Source organism: Staphylococcus sp. SM3655 (assembly GCF_016917315.1).
Taxonomy (GTDB): domain Bacteria; phylum Bacillota; class Bacilli; order Staphylococcales; family Staphylococcaceae; genus Staphylococcus; species Staphylococcus aureus.
The window spans coordinates 1967030-1986788 of sequence record NZ_CP070305.1; the positions used below are offsets into that span (position 1 = coordinate 1967030).

19 protein-coding genes are annotated in these 19759 nt (G+C 32.6%); 17 read left to right on the forward strand and 2 right to left on the reverse strand.

The window, feature by feature from the left end; translation table 11 throughout:
• Positions 1-378 precede the first annotated feature (378 nt).
• On the forward strand, positions 379-1332 hold the full coding sequence (locus tag JQN76_RS09685) for a hypothetical protein (protein WP_000751696.1): 954 nt from the start codon (positions 379-381) through the stop codon (positions 1330-1332).
• A 162-nt stretch (positions 1333-1494) separates the two neighbouring features.
• Here the strand turns inward: JQN76_RS09685 and JQN76_RS09690 are convergent, their stop codons facing one another.
• The gene (locus tag JQN76_RS09690; protein ID WP_001198024.1) at positions 1495-1698 is read right to left on the reverse strand and encodes a TM2 domain-containing protein; all 204 of its coding nucleotides are present in this window, start codon (positions 1696-1698) and stop codon (positions 1495-1497) included.
• Positions 1699-1996: 298 nt separating this feature from the next.
• Between JQN76_RS09690 and JQN76_RS09695 the strand changes: the two genes are divergently transcribed.
• From JQN76_RS09695 to JQN76_RS09735, 9 genes are all read left to right on the forward strand, one after another.
• Positions 1997-2485 carry a peptide deformylase gene (locus JQN76_RS09695; protein ID WP_000985290.1) on the forward strand — a complete coding sequence of 163 codons (489 nt, stop codon included), beginning with the start codon at positions 1997-1999 and terminating at the stop codon, positions 2483-2485.
• Complete coding sequence (gene fmt / locus JQN76_RS09700) at positions 2478-3413, forward strand: methionyl-tRNA formyltransferase (protein WP_000161291.1); 936 nt, start codon at positions 2478-2480, stop codon at positions 3411-3413. The genes JQN76_RS09695 and fmt overlap by 8 nt, the downstream gene beginning before the upstream one ends.
• Positions 3410-4717, forward strand: coding sequence for a 16S rRNA (cytosine(967)-C(5))-methyltransferase RsmB (gene rsmB, locus JQN76_RS09705; RefSeq protein ID WP_000572241.1), 1308 nt, complete (start codon positions 3410-3412; stop codon positions 4715-4717). The genes fmt and rsmB overlap by 4 nt, the downstream gene beginning before the upstream one ends.
• Before the next feature lie 2 nt (positions 4718-4719).
• Positions 4720-5814, forward strand: a complete 1095-nt coding sequence (rlmN, locus tag JQN76_RS09710; RefSeq protein ID WP_001836851.1) for a dual-specificity RNA methyltransferase RlmN — start codon at positions 4720-4722, stop codon at positions 5812-5814.
• 6 nt (positions 5815-5820) lie between these two features.
• Positions 5821-6564 carry a protein-serine/threonine phosphatase Stp1 gene (locus tag JQN76_RS09715; protein ID WP_000888493.1) on the forward strand — a complete coding sequence of 248 codons (744 nt, stop codon included), beginning with the start codon at positions 5821-5823 and terminating at the stop codon, positions 6562-6564.
• On the forward strand, positions 6561-8555 hold the full coding sequence (gene pknB / locus JQN76_RS09720) for a serine/threonine protein kinase Stk1 (protein ID WP_000579564.1): 1995 nt from the start codon (positions 6561-6563) through the stop codon (positions 8553-8555). The genes JQN76_RS09715 and pknB overlap by 4 nt, the downstream gene beginning before the upstream one ends.
• A 227-nt stretch (positions 8556-8782) precedes the next feature.
• Complete coding sequence (rsgA, locus tag JQN76_RS09725; protein WP_000847935.1) at positions 8783-9658, forward strand: ribosome small subunit-dependent GTPase A; 876 nt, start codon at positions 8783-8785, stop codon at positions 9656-9658.
• Entirely contained in the window at positions 9659-10303 is a 645-nt protein-coding gene (gene rpe, locus JQN76_RS09730) for a ribulose-phosphate 3-epimerase (protein WP_000164332.1), read from the forward strand.
• Positions 10304-10309: 6 nt separating this feature from the next.
• A complete protein-coding gene (locus JQN76_RS09735) occupies positions 10310-10951 on the forward strand; it encodes a thiamine diphosphokinase (RefSeq protein ID WP_001836852.1) in 642 nt (213 codons plus the stop codon).
• A gap of 380 nt (positions 10952-11331) precedes the next feature.
• On the opposite strand, the gene rpmB is transcribed toward JQN76_RS09735, so the two are convergent.
• Positions 11332-11520 (reverse strand): 50S ribosomal protein L28, encoded by a 189-nt coding sequence (rpmB, locus tag JQN76_RS09740; RefSeq protein WP_000517908.1) that lies wholly within the window; start codon positions 11518-11520, stop codon positions 11332-11334.
• A 442-nt stretch (positions 11521-11962) separates the two neighbouring features.
• Between rpmB and JQN76_RS09745 the strand changes: the two genes are divergently transcribed.
• The 7 genes from JQN76_RS09745 (at position 11963) to fabG (ending at position 19660) form a co-directional block, all read left to right on the forward strand.
• Positions 11963-12337, forward strand: a complete 375-nt coding sequence (locus tag JQN76_RS09745) for an Asp23/Gls24 family envelope stress response protein (protein ID WP_000171418.1) — start codon at positions 11963-11965, stop codon at positions 12335-12337.
• A gap of 14 nt (positions 12338-12351) precedes the next feature.
• Positions 12352-13998, forward strand: coding sequence for a fatty acid kinase catalytic subunit FakA (fakA, locus tag JQN76_RS09750; RefSeq protein WP_205397771.1), 1647 nt, complete (start codon positions 12352-12354; stop codon positions 13996-13998).
• Positions 13999-14187: 189 nt separating this feature from the next.
• Positions 14188-16248 carry an ATP-dependent DNA helicase RecG gene (gene recG / locus JQN76_RS09755; RefSeq protein WP_001151492.1) on the forward strand — a complete coding sequence of 687 codons (2061 nt, stop codon included), beginning with the start codon at positions 14188-14190 and terminating at the stop codon, positions 16246-16248.
• Positions 16249-16450: 202 nt separating this feature from the next.
• Positions 16451-17023, forward strand: a complete 573-nt coding sequence (fapR, locus tag JQN76_RS09760; protein WP_001548538.1) for a transcription factor FapR — start codon at positions 16451-16453, stop codon at positions 17021-17023.
• 4 nt (positions 17024-17027) lie between these two features.
• Complete coding sequence (plsX, locus tag JQN76_RS09765; RefSeq protein ID WP_000239742.1) at positions 17028-18014, forward strand: phosphate acyltransferase PlsX; 987 nt, start codon at positions 17028-17030, stop codon at positions 18012-18014.
• Positions 18007-18933, forward strand: coding sequence for an ACP S-malonyltransferase (fabD, locus tag JQN76_RS09770; protein WP_000047347.1), 927 nt, complete (start codon positions 18007-18009; stop codon positions 18931-18933). Before plsX ends, fabD begins: the two co-directional genes overlap by 8 nt.
• Positions 18926-19660, forward strand: a complete 735-nt coding sequence (fabG, locus tag JQN76_RS09775; RefSeq protein ID WP_000167269.1) for a 3-oxoacyl-[acyl-carrier-protein] reductase — start codon at positions 18926-18928, stop codon at positions 19658-19660. The genes fabD and fabG overlap by 8 nt, the downstream gene beginning before the upstream one ends.
• Positions 19661-19759: the final 99 nt, after the last annotated feature.

Below are 19759 nucleotides of genomic sequence, written 5' to 3' on the forward strand. Positions count from 1 at the left end.
TGTCTTTTTATATGGCTTTATAACTTACGTGATTTTGATTTGATTAGGAATTTATTAGTATTTTCATTTACGAATTCTGATTTTAATGTAGGTGCCATACTTACTGATAAACAAAAGTACTAATGATTAAACAAACTATTTTTAAAATAGCAAATTAAAATAGTGCAAATTTTACAACTATAAATTAATGGTCATAAACTATTTTATATCTATCTATGTTTTAACTACTTAAATTATTAGACAAAACAATTTTCTTAAATTATCAATTAAAGTATTTAAAAATATTGACGGTTAATGTAAAATATCAATATAAATAAGTTTTTTAAATTTATGTAAGTTTATTTGATTCAAACAAAATAACTTAAGAGGAGAAAGTTTATGAAAAAGACACTGGGATGTTTACTTTTAATTATGCTTTTAGTCGTAGCAGGTTGTTCTTTTGGTGGGAATCATAAATTATCATCAAAGAAATCAGAAGAATCAAAACAAGAAACTGTAAAAAAAGAATCGGAAGAAGAGAAAGACCCAGATTTAGAGAAATTTGAAGAAATAGAGAAGAAAATGAAAGGAATTAAAGATGCGCCATCTTTAGATAAGTTGGATCCATTAATGACAGAAAAGTCGTTTACGAATAGTAAAGGGATTCAAGGATGGAAAGATTACAAAGAATTAATGGGTAAAGTGGAACTTGCAGATTATAGATTTACAAAAGATTCAAAAGGATCTTCTATAAAAGATGTTGATGCATTCTTTAAAGGTAAGAAAGGTATAAAAAGGAAAGTGATTGAAACACACGATGATGTAAAACAAGTTGATTATTGGTATGTAGATCCAGATGGAAAGAAAATTGGCAATTCAAACACACCTGTTTTTTACGCAGAAATTATGACAAAATATAAAGATGGAAAGTTAGTTTATGCATCAGTCGAACCAGGATCTTACGTAATACATAAAGATGATGCAATTAAATATGACGATTATTCTAAGTTAAAAAAATTAAGTCAGCTAACTAAACTTGATCATCCAAAACCAGTTCCATATAGCGTAGCTCAAATCAAATCTTTCGGAGTACCTTTAACAAGCGTTTCATTTATGACACATGGATCAAAGGATACTAAAGATGAAGTGTTGCCGGCATTGGCCTATTTCACTTTTTCACCAAAAAATTATGAAGACAAGTCTAATCCAGATCCAAAAGTTTTAAATTTAGTAGATATGGATTTCTTAAATGCATCTAGTGATTTTGGTAACGCACATTTTGTTGTTTTAAGTAAATATATTAAAGAGTATGAATCAAACTATGAAACAGCGTCAGATGATTCTTTAAAATAGTATTTACTGTGTGAAAAATAAATAGTGTACTACATTAAATAATCGCAATAATAATCCCGATAAACAATCAGCATTACTGCTTATCACATAGAGTTCGTAATAACTATAACTCTATGATTCGCAAATAATAAATGATTGTCATCGGAATTTATTTTTATCAATTTATAAAGTGACATTACCTTGTTCATCAGCAGGTTTGAAAACAGTAATCACTGCACTAATAATTGCTAAAATGTGTGGGATACCTGTCCAACAGAATATTAAGTGTAGAATACCTTGCATATTCTTGCCGGCATAAAATTTATGAATACCAAAACTACCTAAGAACAATGCTAATAAAATATAAATAACTTTGTTTACTTGCATTTCTTTCCCTCCAGTTGAATTGCTTATAATGACATTAGCTTCTCTTTTTATTATACCCACTTTTAGTTCAAACATTCTAGTTTAAGCATTCCCAATCATCTAAATTTCAGTTATTCAATCCTTACAATAAATTTAGGATTACATTTCAGTTGCATTGTATTATTTTACGTGTGAAATATACGTAATGAATCACATGACAATCTTCAAATTGAAAAATATACATTCTATGATGTAAGGTCGCATTTTTAATATATTTACGTTATAATAGTTTGATGAATTTTATTGAGGAGTAAGAGTTATGGCGATTAAAAAGTTAGTACCAGCATCGCATCCTATTTTAACGAAAAAAGCGCAAGCAGTTAAAAAATTTGATGATTCGTTAAAAAGATTATTACAAGATTTAGAAGATACAATGTATGCACAAGAAGCTGCTGGCTTATGTGCACCTCAAATTAATCAGTCATTGCAAGTGGCAATTATTGATATGGAAATGGAAGGATTATTACAACTTGTTAATCCGAAAATTATTAGTCAATCAAATGAAACAATAACAGACTTAGAAGGTTCAATTACATTGCCAGATGTTTACGGCGAAGTGACAAGAAGTAAAATGATAGTTGTCGAAAGTTATGACGTCAATGGGAACAAAGTTGAACTAACTGCACATGAAGATGTAGCAAGAATGATTTTGCATATTATAGATCAAATGAACGGTATCCCTTTTACAGAACGTGCGGACCGTATTTTAACAGATAAAGAAGTGGAGGCATATTTTATAAATGACTAAAATAATATTTATGGGTACACCAGACTTTTCAACAACTGTTTTAGAAATGCTTATTGCAGAACATGATGTCATTGCAGTCGTAACGCAACCAGATCGACCTGTTGGACGTAAACGTGTTATGACACCACCACCAGTTAAAAAAGTTGCAATGAAATATGATTTACCTGTATATCAGCCTGAAAAATTAAGTGGATCAGAAGAATTAGAACAATTGCTTCAATTAGATGTAGATTTAATTGTAACTGCTGCTTTTGGACAATTATTACCTGAATCATTGTTGGCATTACCAAAACTTGGGGCAATTAATGTACATGCATCATTGTTACCGAAGTATAGAGGTGGTGCACCAATTCATCAGGCAATTATCGATGGTGAACAAGAAACCGGCATAACAATTATGTATATGGTTAAAAAATTAGATGCGGGTAATATTATTTCGCAACAAGCAATTAAAATAGAAGAAAATGATAATGTCGGTACGATGCATGATAAATTAAGTGTATTAGGGGCAGATTTATTAAAAGAAACTTTACCATCTATTATAGAGGGCACAAATGAAAGCGTACCTCAAGATGATACGCAAGCAACATTTGCTTCCAATATTCGACGCGAAGATGAGCGAATTAGCTGGAATAAACCAGGAAGACAAGTGTTTAATCAAATTCGTGGATTATCACCATGGCCAGTTGCTTATACAACTATGGATGACACTAACTTGAAAATATACGATGCTGAACTCGTTGAGACTAATAAGATAAACGAGCCTGGAACCATTATAGAAACGACTAAAAAAGCCATTATTGTTGCTACAAATGATAATGAAGCTGTTGCAATTAAAGATATGCAATTAGCTGGGAAAAAGAGAATGTTAGCTGCCAATTATTTAAGTGGTGCGCAAAACACACTAGTAGGGAAGAAACTTATATGATAGAAAACGTGAGAAGTCTTGCTTTTGACACGATTCAAGATATATTAAATGAAGGTGCGTATAGTAACTTGCGTATCAATGAAGTGTTGTCAGAAAATGAATTAAATGCAATGGATAAGGCTTTATTTACAGAAATTGTCTACGGAACCGTTAAAAGAAAATATACGTTAGATTTTTATTTAAAGCCTTTTGTGAAAACAAAAATTAAGGCATGGGTTAGGCAATTATTATGGATGAGTATTTATCAATATGTTTATTTAGATAAAGTTCCAAATCACGCCATCATTAATGAAGCAGTTGAAATAGCAAAAGAACGTGGTGGTTATCATAATGGTAATGTCGTAAATGGTATTTTACGTACAATGATGCGTAGTGACTTACCTGATTTTAATGAAATTGCAGATCCTAAAAAAAGAATGGCAATCGAGTATAGTATGCCGAAGTGGATTATAGATCATTGGGCAACACATTATGGTCTCGAAAAAACTGAAACAATTTTACAGTCATTTTTAGAAACGACATCAACAACTGTGCGTGCCAACCTGACGCGAGCATCATTAGATGATATTATTGAAAAGTTGCAAGACGAAGGTTATGACGTTGAAAAAGATCATGACTTACCTTATTGTCTCCATATAGGAGGACAACCAATTATTCATTCTCGTTCATTTAAAGATGGATTCGTTTCAATTCAAGATAAAAGCTCAATGTTTGTTGCACACATTATGAATGTAGACCGACATGATCACGTATTAGATGCATGTAGTGCACCTGGCGGTAAAGCTTGTCACATTGCTGAAGTTTTAATGCCAGAAGGGCAAGTTGACGCTTCAGATATACATGATCACAAAATAGACTTAATTAATTTTAATATAAAAAAATTACGATTAACAAATATTAAAGCCTTTCAACATGATGCGACAAAACCTTATGATAAAACATACGATAAGATACTTGTTGATGCACCATGTAGCGGATTAGGTGTAATGAGACATAAGCCGGAGATTAAGTATACTCAAAGCAAACAACATATTGAGTCACTAGTTGATTTACAGCTTGAAATATTGGAAAATGTAAAAAACAATGTAAAAATAGGTGGCGAAATCATCTATTCCACATGTACAATAGAGCAACTAGAAAATGAAAACGTGATTTATACGTTTTTGAAAAATAATAAAAACTTCGAATTTGAACCGTTTCAACATCCGATAACTGGAGAGTTGGTCAAAACGTTACAAATCATGCCGCAAGACTTTAATTCAGATGGATTCTTTATCACTAAGATAAAAAGAAAGGACAATTAGGAATGATAACTGCTGAAAAGAAAAAGAAGAATAAATTTCTTCCAAATTTTGACAAGCAATCAATATATTCATTGCGATTTGACGAAATGCAAAACTGGCTCGTTGAACAAGGGCAACAAAAATTTCGAGCGAAACAGATTTTTGAATGGTTATATCAAAAAAGAGTAGATTCGATTGATGAAATGACGAACTTATCGAAAGACTTACGACAGCTTTTAAAAGATAACTTTACTGTTACAACTTTAACAACTGTAGTAAAACAAGAAAGTAAAGACGGTACAATTAAATTCTTATTTGAATTACAAGATGGCTATACAATTGAAACTGTTTTAATGAGACTTGATTATGGAAATTCAGTATGTGTAACGACACAAGTAGGTTGTCGTATCGGATGTACGTTTTGTGCTTCTACACTTGGCGGCTTAAAAAGAAACCTTGAAGCTGGCGAAATTGTTTCACAAGTTTTAACAGTTCAAAAAGCCCTTGATGCTACAGAAGAGCGCGTATCTCAAATTGTCATAATGGGTATCGGTGAACCATTTGAAAATTATGATGAAATGATGGACTTTTTAAGAATCGTCAATGATGATAATAGTTTAAATATTGGTGCACGTCACATTACAGTATCAACATCAGGTATCATTCCTAGAATATATGACTTTGCGGATGAAGATATTCAAATTAATTTTGCTGTAAGCTTACACGCCGCAAAAGATGAAGTGCGATCACGCTTGATGCCAATTAACCGTGCATATAATGTTGAGAAGTTAATCGAAGCAATTCAATATTATCAAGAAAAAACAAATCGTCGTGTTACTTTTGAATATGGTCTGTTTGGTGGTGTGAATGACCAACTAGAACATGCAAGAGAATTAGCACATTTAATAAAAGGCTTAAACTGCCATGTTAACTTAATTCCTGTCAACCATGTTCCAGAAAGAAATTATGTGAAAACGGCTAAAAATGATATCTTTAAATTTGAAAAAGAATTAAAGAGACTAGGAATTAATGCCACAATACGTCGTGAACAAGGTTCGGATATTGACGCAGCTTGTGGTCAATTAAGAGCAAAGGAACGACAAGTAGAAACGAGGTAAAGACAAATGCTAGAGGCACAATTTTTTACTGATACTGGACAACATAGAGATAAGAATGAAGATGCGGGTGGTATTTTTTATAATCAAACTAATCAACAACTTTTAGTTCTGTGTGATGGTATGGGTGGCCATAAAGCAGGAGAAGTTGCAAGTAAATTTGTTACAGATGAGTTGAAATCCCGTTTTGAAGCGGAAAATCTTATAGAACAACATCAAGCTGAAAATTGGTTGCGTAATAATATAAAAGATATAAATTTTCAGTTATATCACTATGCACAAGAAAATGCAGAATATAAAGGTATGGGTACAACATGTGTTTGTGCACTTGTTTTTGAAAAATCAGTTGTGATAGCAAATGTCGGTGATTCTAGAGCCTATGTTATTAATAGTCGACAAATTGATCAAATTACTAGTGATCACTCATTTGTTAATCATCTTGTTTTAACGGGTCAAATTACGCCGGAAGAAGCATTTACACATCCACAACGTAATATTATTACGAAGGTGATGGGCACAGATAAACGTGTGAGTCCAGATTTGTTTATTAAGCGATTAAATTTTTATGATTATTTATTATTAAATTCAGATGGATTAACTGATTATGTTAAAGACAATGAAATTAAGCGTTTGTTAGTAAAAGAAGGTACAATAGAAGATCATGGTGATCAATTAATGCAATTGGCATTAGATAACCATTCGAAAGATAACGTTACTTTCATACTCGCGGCTATTGAAGGTGATAAAGTATGATAGGTAAAATAATAAATGAACGATATAAAATTGTAGATAAGCTTGGCGGCGGTGGCATGAGTACCGTTTATCTTGCTGAAGATACGATACTTAACATTAAAGTTGCAATTAAGGCGATTTTTATACCACCTAGAGAAAAAGAAGAAACATTAAAACGTTTTGAACGAGAAGTACATAACTCATCACAGCTATCACATCAAAATATAGTAAGTATGATCGATGTTGATGAAGAAGATGACTGTTACTACTTAGTAATGGAATATATTGAAGGTCCGACTTTGTCTGAGTATATTGAAAGTCATGGGCCATTAAGTGTTGACACGGCGATTAATTTTACGAATCAAATATTGGATGGTATTAAACATGCGCATGATATGCGTATTGTACATAGAGATATTAAGCCACAAAATATATTAATTGACAGCAATAAAACGTTGAAAATATTTGATTTTGGAATTGCTAAAGCTTTAAGTGAGACGTCTTTAACTCAGACTAATCATGTGTTAGGTACTGTGCAGTACTTTTCGCCAGAACAAGCAAAAGGTGAGGCAACGGATGAATGTACAGATATTTATTCTATAGGTATTGTGTTATATGAAATGCTTGTTGGTGAACCACCCTTTAATGGAGAAACTGCAGTTAGCATTGCGATTAAACATATTCAGGATTCTGTGCCAAATGTGACAACAGATGTACGTAAGGATATTCCGCAATCTTTAAGTAATGTCATTTTACGCGCTACAGAAAAAGACAAAGCGAATCGTTACAAAACAATTCAAGAAATGAAAGATGATTTGAGTAGTGTTTTACATGAAAATCGAGCGAATGAAGATGTCTATGAACTCGATAAAATGAAAACGATAGCGGTACCTTTGAAAAAAGAAGATCTAGCAAAGCATATTAGTGAACATAAGTCGAATCAACCTAAACGTGAAACGACGCAAGTACCTATTGTAAATGGGCCTGCTCATCATCAGCAATTCCAAAAGCCAGAAGGTACGGTTTACGAACCAAAACCTAAAAAGAAATCAACACGAAAGATTGTGCTCTTATCACTAATCTTTTCGTTGTTAATGATTGCACTTGTTTCTTTTGTGGCAATGGCAATGTTTGGTAATAAATACGAAGAGACACCTGATGTAATCGGGAAATCTGTAAAAGAAGCAGAGCAAATATTCAATAAAAACAACCTGAAATTGGGTAAAATTTCTAGAAGTTATAGTGATAAATATCCTGAAAATGAAATTATTAAGACAACTCCTAATACAGGTGAACGTGTTGAACGTGGTGACAGTGTTGATGTTGTTATATCAAAAGGCCCTGAAAAGGTTAAAATGCCAAATGTCATTGGTTTACCTAAGGAGGAAGCCTTGCAGAAATTAAAATCGTTAGGTCTTAAAGATGTTACGATTGAAAAAGTATATAATAATCAAGCGCCAAAAGGATACATTGCAAATCAAAGTGTAACCGCAAATACTGAAATCGCTATTCATGATTCTAATATTAAACTATATGAATCTTTAGGCATTAAGCAAGTTTATGTAGAAGACTTTGAGCATAAATCCTTTAGCAAAGCTAAAAAAGCCTTAGAAGAAAAAGGGTTTAAAGTTGAAAGTAAGGAAGAGTATAGTGACGATATTGATGAGGGTGATGTGATTTCTCAATCTCCTAAAGGAAAATCAGTAGATGAGGGGTCAACGATTTCATTTGTTGTTTCTAAAGGTAAAAAAAGTGACTCATCAGATGTCAAAACGACAACTGAATCGGTAGATGTACCATACACTGGTAAAAATGATAAGTCACAAAAAGTTAAAGTTTATATTAAAGATAAAGATAATGACGGTTCAACTGAAAAAGGTAGTTTCGACATTACTAGTGATCAACGTATAGACATTCCTTTAAGAATTGAAAAAGGAAAAACAGCAAGTTATATTGTTAAAGTTGACGGTAAAACTGTAGCTGAAAAAGAAGTCAGCTATGATGATGTATAAATATAATTGAAGTAAATGTACCGAGGTTTCTATTTGGAAGTCTCGGTATTTTTATGTTGAGATTGCGGTAGTTTTAAAATGCTTCATGTCATCATATACAGGTGAGCATTGTCTATCAATTCTGTATCACTCTCACAATATTTATATCATTTGAAATGATCATTTATATATTAATTTTCCAGTCTTTGATATAATAAATGCAGTAAAATTAATCGAGAGGTGCCATTTTGAAGACAGGTCGAATAGTGAAATCAATTAGTGGGGTATATCAAGTAGACGTTAATGGCGAACGTTTCAATACAAAACCACGAGGATTATTTAGAAAGAAAAAATTTTCACCGGTAGTTGGTGATATAGTGGAATTTGAAGTTCAAAACATTAACGAAGGCTATATTCATCAAGTGTTTGAGCGGAAAAATGAGTTGAAAAGACCACCTGTAAGTAATATAGATACACTAGTAATTGTAATGAGTGCTGTCGAGCCAAATTTTTCAACGCAATTATTAGATCGATTTTTAGTTATTGCACATTCGTATCAGTTAAATGCGAGAATTTTGGTGACTAAAAAAGATAAAACACCAATTGAAAAGCAGTTCGAAATTAATGAGTTGTTGAAAATATATGAAAATATTGGCTATGAGACTGAATTTATTGGAAATGATGATGATCGAAAAAAAATTGTAGAAGCTTGGCCAGCTGGACTTATAGTACTTAGTGGTCAATCAGGTGTCGGTAAGTCCACTTTCTTAAATCATTATCGTCCAGAACTTAATCTTGAGACAAATGATATATCAAAATCATTAAATCGAGGAAAGCATACTACAAGACATGTCGAACTATTCGAACGTCAAAACGGTTATATTGCAGACACACCTGGATTCAGTGCTTTAGATTTTGATCATATAGATAAAGATGAAATAAAAGATTATTTTCTTGAATTAAATCGATATGGTGAAACATGTAAGTTTAGAAATTGTAATCATATCAAAGAACCTAATTGTAATGTTAAGCATCAATTAGAGATAGGGAATATTGCGCAATTTAGATACGACCATTATTTACAACTATTTAATGAAATTTCAAATAGAAAGGTTAGATATTAAATGACAAAACTATATCCATCATTATTATCTGTTGATTTTTTGGATTTACAACATGAATTAAAACGACTTGAAGAAGCAGGTGTCGACGGAGTTCATTTTGATGTTATGGATGGTCAATTTGTGCCTAATATATCTATTGGTTTACCAATATTAGATGCAGTAAGAAAAGGCACAACATTACCTATAGACGTACATTTGATGATTGAAAATCCAGAAAAGTATATTGCATCATTTGCAGAACATGGTGCCGATATGATTTCAATTCATGTCGAATCAACGCCTCATATTCATCGTGCTATTCAAATGATTAAACATTTAGATAAAAAAGCTGGTGTAGTAATTAATCCTGGTACACCAATATCACAAATTGAACCTATTTTAGACATTGTTGATTATGTACTAGTGATGACAGTTAACCCAGGGTTTGGTGGTCAATCATTTATTGATCAATGCGTAGAAAAAATAGCGGGTCTTAATGCTATTAAAATGGAACGTCAATTAAACTTTGATATTGAAGTTGATGGAGGCGTAAATACCGATACAGCGAAAGTTTGTGTTGAAAATGGTGCTACAATGCTAGTAACAGGTTCATTTTTCTTTAAACAAGAGGATTATAAAAAAGTCACACAAGCATTGAAAGGTTGAGTGTATATGCATATAAATTTATTATGTTCTGATCGACACTTGCCGCAAGATATTTGGGCCAAAAGTAATGAAGGTAAATGGGGCGGCGTTGATAGAGGTGCTTTGATTTTATTGAAGCATCAAATTATCCCTTTTTTCTCAGTGGGAGACTTTGATTCAGTCAGTAAAGAAGAACGCCAACTTCTAACAGAACAGTTACAAATCAAACTAGTTCAAGCTGAAAAAGCTGATACGGATTTAGCTTTAGCGGTTGATAAAGCTGTTGCACTTGGATTTGATAGTATTACAATTTATGGTGCAACAGGCGGACGATTAGATCACTTTTTTGGGGCAATTCAGTTATTATTGAAAAAAGCATATTATAAACATGATGTTCATATAGAAGTTATCGATCAACAAAATAAAATTGAATTATTGCCTAAAGGTCAACATACAGTTGAAAAAGATAAGAGTTATCCGTACATTTCATTTATACCGATGACTGATGATGTAGAACTTTCTCTAGCAGGTTTTAAATATAATTTAGCTAGACAAATGCTTAATATAGGTTCTACTTTAACTATTTCAAATGAAATTGAGTCTTTGCAAGCGAAAGTAACTGTACATGATGGGTTGATTTTGCAAATTAGAAGTACAGATTTAAATTAAGTATATTCAAATTTGTGAGGATTTTTAATAAAGTGCATGAGTTATTTAATAAAGTGACGTTTATAGATAGAATTTATAACATAATAATAGATGAATCACGCTGTAATTAATGAAGATTATGGCGTGATTTATTATTGAAAGGAAAATTGTAGGTCCTAGTACATTGATTTATGTGCCAAAATCGATATTGAACCCATAAGTCCAATTTGACAGAGAACCATTATTAAACGTATTAACCAAATTATATTGATAGTTCGAATTTCACTATGAACCATTATGTATTGTATGGTAACAAAAAAAGAACTAAGAGGTTGAGCTCTTAGTTCTTAAGTAAATGCGTCCTCCACATAAGGTCACATTTTTTATGTGCAATATATTTATTAAACTCTAGTTACTTTACCAGATTTTAAAGCACGTGCAGAAACCCAAACTTTTTTAGGTTTACCGTCAACTAGGATTCTAACTTTTTGAAGGTTAGCGTTCCATCTACGTTTAGTAGAGTTTAAAGCGTGTGAACGTCTGTTACCAGTCGAAGCTTTACGACCTGTTACGAAACATTGTTTACCCATATGAGTACCTCCTTTAATAAATATAAATACACATAACTACTTATATACTTAATTAAGATAGCATAGTTTCATTTGAAAAACAATGAATAATTTTCACATAAAAGTCAAAAATACTGAGTTTTGTGATATAATTGTAGACTGTGAAGTTATGTAGTATGATATTTTAGAGAAATAAGTGAATGAAACATTTAAAATTTTTATTTAATGATACTACATCTATTAAAAGAAAACGCCTATAGATAATCGTCATGAGTGTAAATTCAGTTTACTCAAAATATAATAGGTGATTTAAGCGTAAGTCATTCTGATAAGTTGTAACATTGATATTTTATAAAAATAATCAATGAAACTTAAAGCGTTTATGACTACACTAAGTGGTAAAATTTTAAAAGTGATTAGGGAAAACGAATAATAAACTTTGAAATTTAGGAGGGACAAAGATATGACATTAGAGATTTCAAATGATTACGGTAAAATTGATATTTCAAACGAAGTGATTGCTTCGGTTGTAGGTGGAAAGGCCGTTGAATGTTATGGTATTGTAGGTATGGCATCTAGACAACAAGTTAGAGATGGTATTGCGGAAATACTAGGACATGAAAATTATGCTAAAGGCATCAAAGTAACTGAAAATAATGGCGTAGTGGATATAGATATGTACATTATTGTAAGTTACGGTGTGAAAATATCTGAAGTTGCCAATAATGTACAATCAACAGTGAAATATACTTTGGAAAAATCACTTAATGTATCAGTAAATTCAATCAATATATATGTACAAGGTGTACGTGTGAATAATACAGGCAAGAAAGCTTAGGAGGACAACTTGAAATGATTAGCAAAATTAATGGTAAATTATTTGCCGATATGATTATACAAGGGGCACAAAATTTATCTAACAATGCAGATTTGGTAGATTCTTTGAATGTGTATCCAGTGCCAGATGGTGATACAGGAACAAATATGAATCTTACTATGACTTCAGGTCGCGAAGAAGTAGAGAATAATTTGTCGAAAAATATCGGCGAATTAGGTAAAACATTCTCGAAAGGTTTACTAATGGGTGCAAGAGGTAACTCTGGTGTCATCTTGTCACAATTATTCAGAGGATTTTGTAAAAATATTGAAAGTGAATCTGAAATTAATTCAAAATTGTTAGCTGAAAGTTTTCAAGCTGGTGTTGAAACGGCATATAAAGCTGTTATGAAACCAGTTGAAGGTACAATACTTACAGTTGCAAAAGATGCTGCGCAAGCTGCAATAGAAAAAGCAAATAATACTGAAGATTGTATAGAATTAATGGAGTACATTATTGTAAAAGCCAATGAATCACTTGAAAACACACCAAACTTATTAGCTGTACTTAAAGAAGTTGGTGTTGTTGATAGTGGCGGTAAAGGTTTGTTATGCGTTTACGAAGGATTCTTAAAAGCGCTTAAAGGTGAAAAAGTTGAAGCCAAAGTTGCAAAGATAGATAAAGATGAATTTGTACATGATGAACATGATTTCCATGGTGTAATTAATACTGAAGATATTATTTATGGCTATTGTACTGAAATGATGGTTCGTTTTGGAAAGAATAAAAAAGCCTTTGATGAACAAGAATTCAGGCAAGATATGAGTCAATTTGGTGATTCTTTATTAGTCATTAATGATGAAGAAATTGTGAAAGTTCACGTGCATACCGAATACCCAGGTAAAGTGTTTAATTATGGTCAACAATATGGTGAATTAATTAAACTTAAGGTTGAAAATATGAGAGAACAGCACCGTGAAGTGATTCGAAAAGAACAGCACACAGCTAAACCGAAAATGGAAACGGTTGAAACAGCGATTATTACTATTTCTATGGGTGAAGGTATTTCAGAGATATTTAAATCAATGGGTGCCACACATATCATTAGTTGTGGACAAACGATGAATCCTTCTATAGAAGATATCGTTAAAGTCATTGAACAATCAAAATGTAAACGTGCAATTATTTTACCGAATAATAAAAATATTTTAATGGCAAGTGAACAAGCAGCGAGTATTGTTGATGCAGAAGCTGTTGTTATTCCAACGAAATCTATTCCTCAAGGTATAAGCGCACTATTCCAATATGATGTGGACGCAACACTTGAAGAAAATAAAGCGCAAATGGCTGATTCAGTAAATAACGTTAAATCTGGTTCATTAACGTACGCTGTTCGTGATACGAAAATTGATGGCGTTGAGATTAAAAAAGACGCGTTTATGGGCTTGATTGAAGATAAGATTGTAAGCAGCCAAAGTGATCAATTAACAACGGTTACTGAGTTGTTAAATGAGATGTTAGCAGAAGATAGTGAAATATTGACTGTGATTATTGGTCAAGATGCAGAGCAAGCAGTTACAGATAACATGATAAACTGGATCGAAGAGCAATATCCAGATGTAGAAGTGGAAGTTCATGAAGGTGGACAACCAATTTATCAATATTTCTTTTCAGTAGAATAAAAATTTAAAATAAAAAACTACCAATGATAAATCATCAGTTGGTAGTTTTTTATTTTGCTATTTTAGTGATATTGCGGGTTAAAAGTATCGTTCTCGAGTTGCTAACAATGTCATGTTCAACTTAGTCATGTTAAAATAAATAACATACTAAATGATACGTAAAATCAAATAAAACATAGGTGATTTATTTTGGCTAAAGTAAACTTAATAGAAAGTCCATATTCTCTTTTACAATTAAAAGGTATAGGTCCTAAGAAAATAGAAGTATTGCAACAACTAAATATTCATACAGTGGAAGATCTTGTTCTTTATTTGCCAACTAGATATGAAGATAATACAGTGATTGATTTGAATCAAGCAGAAGATCAATCTAACGTTACGATAGAAGGACAAGTATATACAGCTCCAGTTGTTGCATTTTTTGGAAGAAATAAATCAAAATTAACCGTTCATTTAATGGTAAATAATATTGCTGTCAAATGTATTTTTTTCAATCAACCGTATTTAAAAAAGAAAATCGAATTAAATCAAACTATAACTGTTAAAGGTAAGTGGAATAGAGTTAAACAGGAAATTACTGGTAATAGGGTTTTCTTTAATTCACAAGGTACACAAAATCAAGAAAACGCAGATGTTCAATTAGAACCAGTCTATCGTATTAAGGAAGGTATTAAACAAAATCAAATACGAGACCAAATTAGACAAGCATTAAATGATGTGACAATTCATGAATGGTTAACTGATGAACTAAGAGAAAAATATAAATTAGAGACCTTGGACTTTACTTTGAACACGTTACATCATCCTAAAAGTAAAGAGGATTTATTACGTGCTCGTAGAACCTATGCATTTACTGAACTGTTTTTATTCGAATTACGTATGCAATGGCTAAATAGATTAGAAAAGTCATCTGACGAAGCAATTGAAATTGATTATGACATAGACCGAGTTAAATCATTTATTGATTGTTTACCTTTTGAACTAACTGAAGCACAGAAATCCAGTGTTAATGAAATTTTTAGAGATTTAAAAGCACCAATACGTATGCATCGATTACTTCAAGGTGATGTAGGTTCAGGAAAAACAGTAGTTGCTGCAATTTGTATGTATGCGTTAAAAACGGCTGGTTATCAATCAGCATTGATGGTACCAACTGAAATTTTAGCAGAGCAACATGCTGAAAGTTTAATGGCTTTATTTGGAGATTCTATGAACGTTGCATTGTTAACTGGGTCAGTAAAAGGTAAGAAACGAAAGATACTTTTAGAACAACTTGAAAATGGTACGATTGATTGTTTAATTGGAACCCATGCTTTGATTCAAGATGATGTGATTTTCCATAATGTTGGTTTAGTAATTACAGATGAACAACATCGATTTGGTGTGAATCAACGCCAGCTTTTAAGAGAAAAAGGTGCAATGACGAATGTGTTATTTATGACAGCAACGCCGATACCAAGAACACTAGCAATATCAGTTTTTGGTGAGATGGATGTGTCTTCAATTAAACAATTACCAAAAGGTCGTAAACCTATTATTACTACTTGGGCAAAGCATGAGCAATACGATAAAGTTTTGATGCAAATGACCTCAGAGTTGAAAAAAGGTCGTCAAGCATATGTCATTTGCCCGCTAATAGAAAGTTCTGAGCATCTCGAAGATGTTCAAAATGTTGTCGCATTGTACGAGTCTTTACAACAGTATTATGGTGTTTCCCGTGTAGGGTTATTGCATGGTAAGTTATCTGCCGATGAAAAAGATGAGGTCATGCAAAAGTTTAGTAATCATGAGATAGATGTTTTAGTTTCTACTACTGTTGTTGAAGTAGGTGTTAATGTACCGAATGCAACTTTTATGATGATTTATGATGCGGATCGCTTTGGATTATCAACTTTACATCAGTTACGCGGTCGTGTAGGTAGAAGTGACCAGCAAAGTTACTGTGTTTTAATTGCATCCCCTAAAACAGAAACAGGAATTGAAAGAATGACAATTATGACACAAACAACGGATGGATTTGAATTGAGTGAACGAGACTTAGAAATGCGTGGTCCTGGAGATTTCTTTGGTGTTAAACAAAGTGGGTTGCCAGATTTCTTAGTTGCCAATTTAGTTGAAGATTATCGTATGTTAGAAGTTGCTCGTGATGAAGCAGCTGAACTTATTCAATCTGGCGTATTCTTTGAAAATACGTATCAACATTTACGTCATTTTGTTGAAGAAAATTTATTACATCGCAGTTTTGACTAATTACCATGCTGATTTGTCAATTTGAGTGCAACACTTCGTTAATTGAGTGATATGACACTTGAACTATTTAAATGTAAAGTGGTATTTTAACAATTTATAAATTTCCGACTAAATAATAGCTAAATAATACAGTTATTTGTTGAGTCGGTTAAATAGAAAGTGTTATGATATGTGAGGAATGTTTAAGACTAGGTACTAAAAAATGAGGGGTGAGACGTTGAAACTAAAGAAAGATAAACGTAGAGAAGCAATCAGACAACAAATTGATAGCAATCCCTTCATCACAGACCATGAACTAAGCGACTTATTTCAAGTGAGTATACAAACAATTCGTTTAGATCGCACTTATTTAAACATACCAGAATTAAGGAAGCGTATTAAATTAGTTGCTGAAAAGAATTATGACCAAATAAGTTCTATTGAAGAACAAGAATTTATTGGTGATTTGATTCAAGTCAATCCAAATGTTAAAGCGCAATCAATTTTAGATATTACATCGGATTCTGTTTTTCATAAAACTGGAATTGCGCGTGGTCATGTGCTGTTTGCTCAGGCAAATTCGTTATGTGTTGCGCTAATTAAGCAACCAACAGTTTTAACTCATGAGAGTAGCATTCAATTTATTGAAAAAGTAAAATTAAATGATACGGTAAGAGCAGAAGCACGAGTTGTAAATCAAACTGCAAAACATTATTACGTCGAAGTAAAGTCATATGTTAAACATACATTAGTTTTCAAAGGAAATTTTAAAATGTTTTATGATAAGCGAGGATAAAATTATGGTTAAATTAGCAATTGATATGATGGGTGGCGACAATGCGCCTGATATCGTATTAGAAGCCGTACAAAAGGCTGTTGAAGACTTTAAAGATCTAGAAATTATACTTTTCGGTGACGAAAAAAAGTATAATCTGAACCATGAACGAATCGAATTTAGACATTGTTCTGAAAAGATTGAAATGGAAGATGAGCCTGTTAGAGCGATTAAACGTAAAAAAGATAGCTCAATGGTAAAAATGGCTGAAGCTGTGAAATCTGGTGAAGCAGATGGATGTGTGTCAGCAGGTAATACTGGTGCTTTAATGTCAGCTGGTTTATTCATTGTTGGACGTATTAAAGGTGTAGCTAGACCGGCTTTAGTAGTAACATTGCCAACGATTGATGGAAAAGGTTTTGTCTTTTTAGACGTTGGTGCAAATGCTGATGCTAAACCTGAACACTTATTACAGTATGCGCAACTAGGGGATATTTATGCTCAAAAAATTAGAGGTATTGATAATCCGAAAATCTCATTATTAAATATAGGTACCGAGCCAGCTAAAGGTAATAGTTTAACGAAAAAATCATTTGAGTTATTAAATCAAGATCATTCATTGAATTTTGTTGGGAATATTGAAGCGAAGACATTAATGGATGGCGATACAGATGTTGTAGTTACCGATGGCTATACTGGGAACATGGTCCTTAAAAATTTAGAAGGTACTGCAAAATCAATCGGTAAAATGTTAAAAGATACGATTATGAGTAGTACTAAAAATAAATTAGCAGGTGCAATATTGAAGAAAGATTTAGCAGAATTCGCTAAAAAGATGGATTACTCAGAATACGGTGGTTCAGTATTATTAGGATTGGAAGGTACTGTAGTTAAAGCACACGGTAGTTCAAATGCTAAAGCTTTTTATTCTGCAATTAGACAAGCGAAAATCGCAGGAGAACAAAATATTGTACAAACAATGAAAGAGACTGTAGGTGAATCAAATGAGTAAAACAGCAATTATTTTTCCGGGACAAGGTGCCCAAAAAGTTGGTATGGCACAAGATTTGTTTAACAACAATGATCAAGCAACTGAAATTTTAACTTCAGCAGCAAACACGTTAGACTTTGATATTTTAGAGACAATGTTTACTGATGAAGAAGGTAAATTGGGTGAAACTGAAAACACGCAACCAGCTTTATTGACGCATAGTTCGGCATTATTAGCAGCGCTAAAAAATTTGAATCCTGATTTTACTATGGGGCATAGTTTAGGTGAATATTCAAGTTTAGTTGCAGCTGACGTATTATCATTTGAAGATGCAGTTAAAATTGTTAGAAAACGTGGTCAATTAATGGCGCAAGCATTTCCTACTGGTGTAGGAAGCATGGCTGCAGTATTGGGCTTAGATTTTGATAAAGTCGATGAAATTTGTAAGTCATTATCATCTGATGACAAAATAATTGAACCAGCAAACATTAATTGCCCAGGTCAAATTGTTGTTTCAGGTCACAAAGCTTTAATTGATGAGCTAGTAGAAAAAGGTAAATCATTAGGTGCAAAACGTGTCATGCCTATAGCAGTATCTGGGCCATTCCATTCATCGCTAATGAAAGTGATTGAAGAAGATTTTTCAAGTTATATTAATCAATTTGAATGGCGTGATGCTAAGTTTCCTGTAGTTCAAAATGTAAATGCGCAAGGTGAAACTGACAAAGAAGTAATTAAATCTAATATGGTCAAGCAATTATATTCACCAGTACAATTCATTAACTCAACAGAATGGCTAATAGACCAAGGTGTTGATCATTTTATTGAAATTGGTCCTGGAAAAGTTTTATCTGGCTTAATTAAAAAAATAAATAGAGATGTTAAGTTAACATCAATTCAAACTTTAGAAGATGTGAAAGGATGGAATGAAAATGACTAAGAGTGCTTTAGTAACAGGTGCATCAAGAGGAATTGGACGTAGTATTGCGTTACAATTAGCAGAAGAAGGATATAATGTAGCAGTAAACTATGCAGGCAGCAAAGAGAAAGCTGAAGCAGTAGTCGAAGAAATCAAAGCTAAAGGTGTTGACAGTTTTGCGATTCAAGCAAATGTTGCCGATGCTGATGAAGTTAAAGCAATGATTAAAGAAGTAGTTAGCCAATTTGGTTCTTTAGATGTTTTAGTAAATAATGCAGGTATTACTCGCGATAATTTATTAATGCGTATGAAAGAACAAGAGTGGGATGATGTTATTGACACAAACTTAAAAGGTGTATTTAACTGTATCCAAAAAGCAACACCACAAATGTTAAGACAACGTAGTGGTGCTATCATCAATTTATCAAGTGTTGTTGGAGCAGTAGGTAATCCGGGACAAGCAAACTATGTTGCAACAAAAGCAGGTGTTATTGGTTTAACTAAATCTGCGGCGCGTGAATTAGCATCTCGTGGTATCACTGTAAATGCAGTTGCACCTGGTTTTATTGTTTCTGATATGACAGATGCTTTAAGTGATGAGCTTAAAGAACAAATGTTGACTCAAATTCCGTTAGCACGTTTTGGTCAAGACACAGATATTGCTAATACAGTAGCGTTCTTAGCATCAGACAAAGCAAAATATATTACAGGTCAAACAATCCATGTAAATGGTGGAATGTACATGTAATATATTTGAGCTAAAGCTCATTGACGCAGTGGTTGACTGGTCATCCAATGGAGAATTGCCTGACCTAGTCAACTTTGCGGGGGAAATTCTAAGCAACCT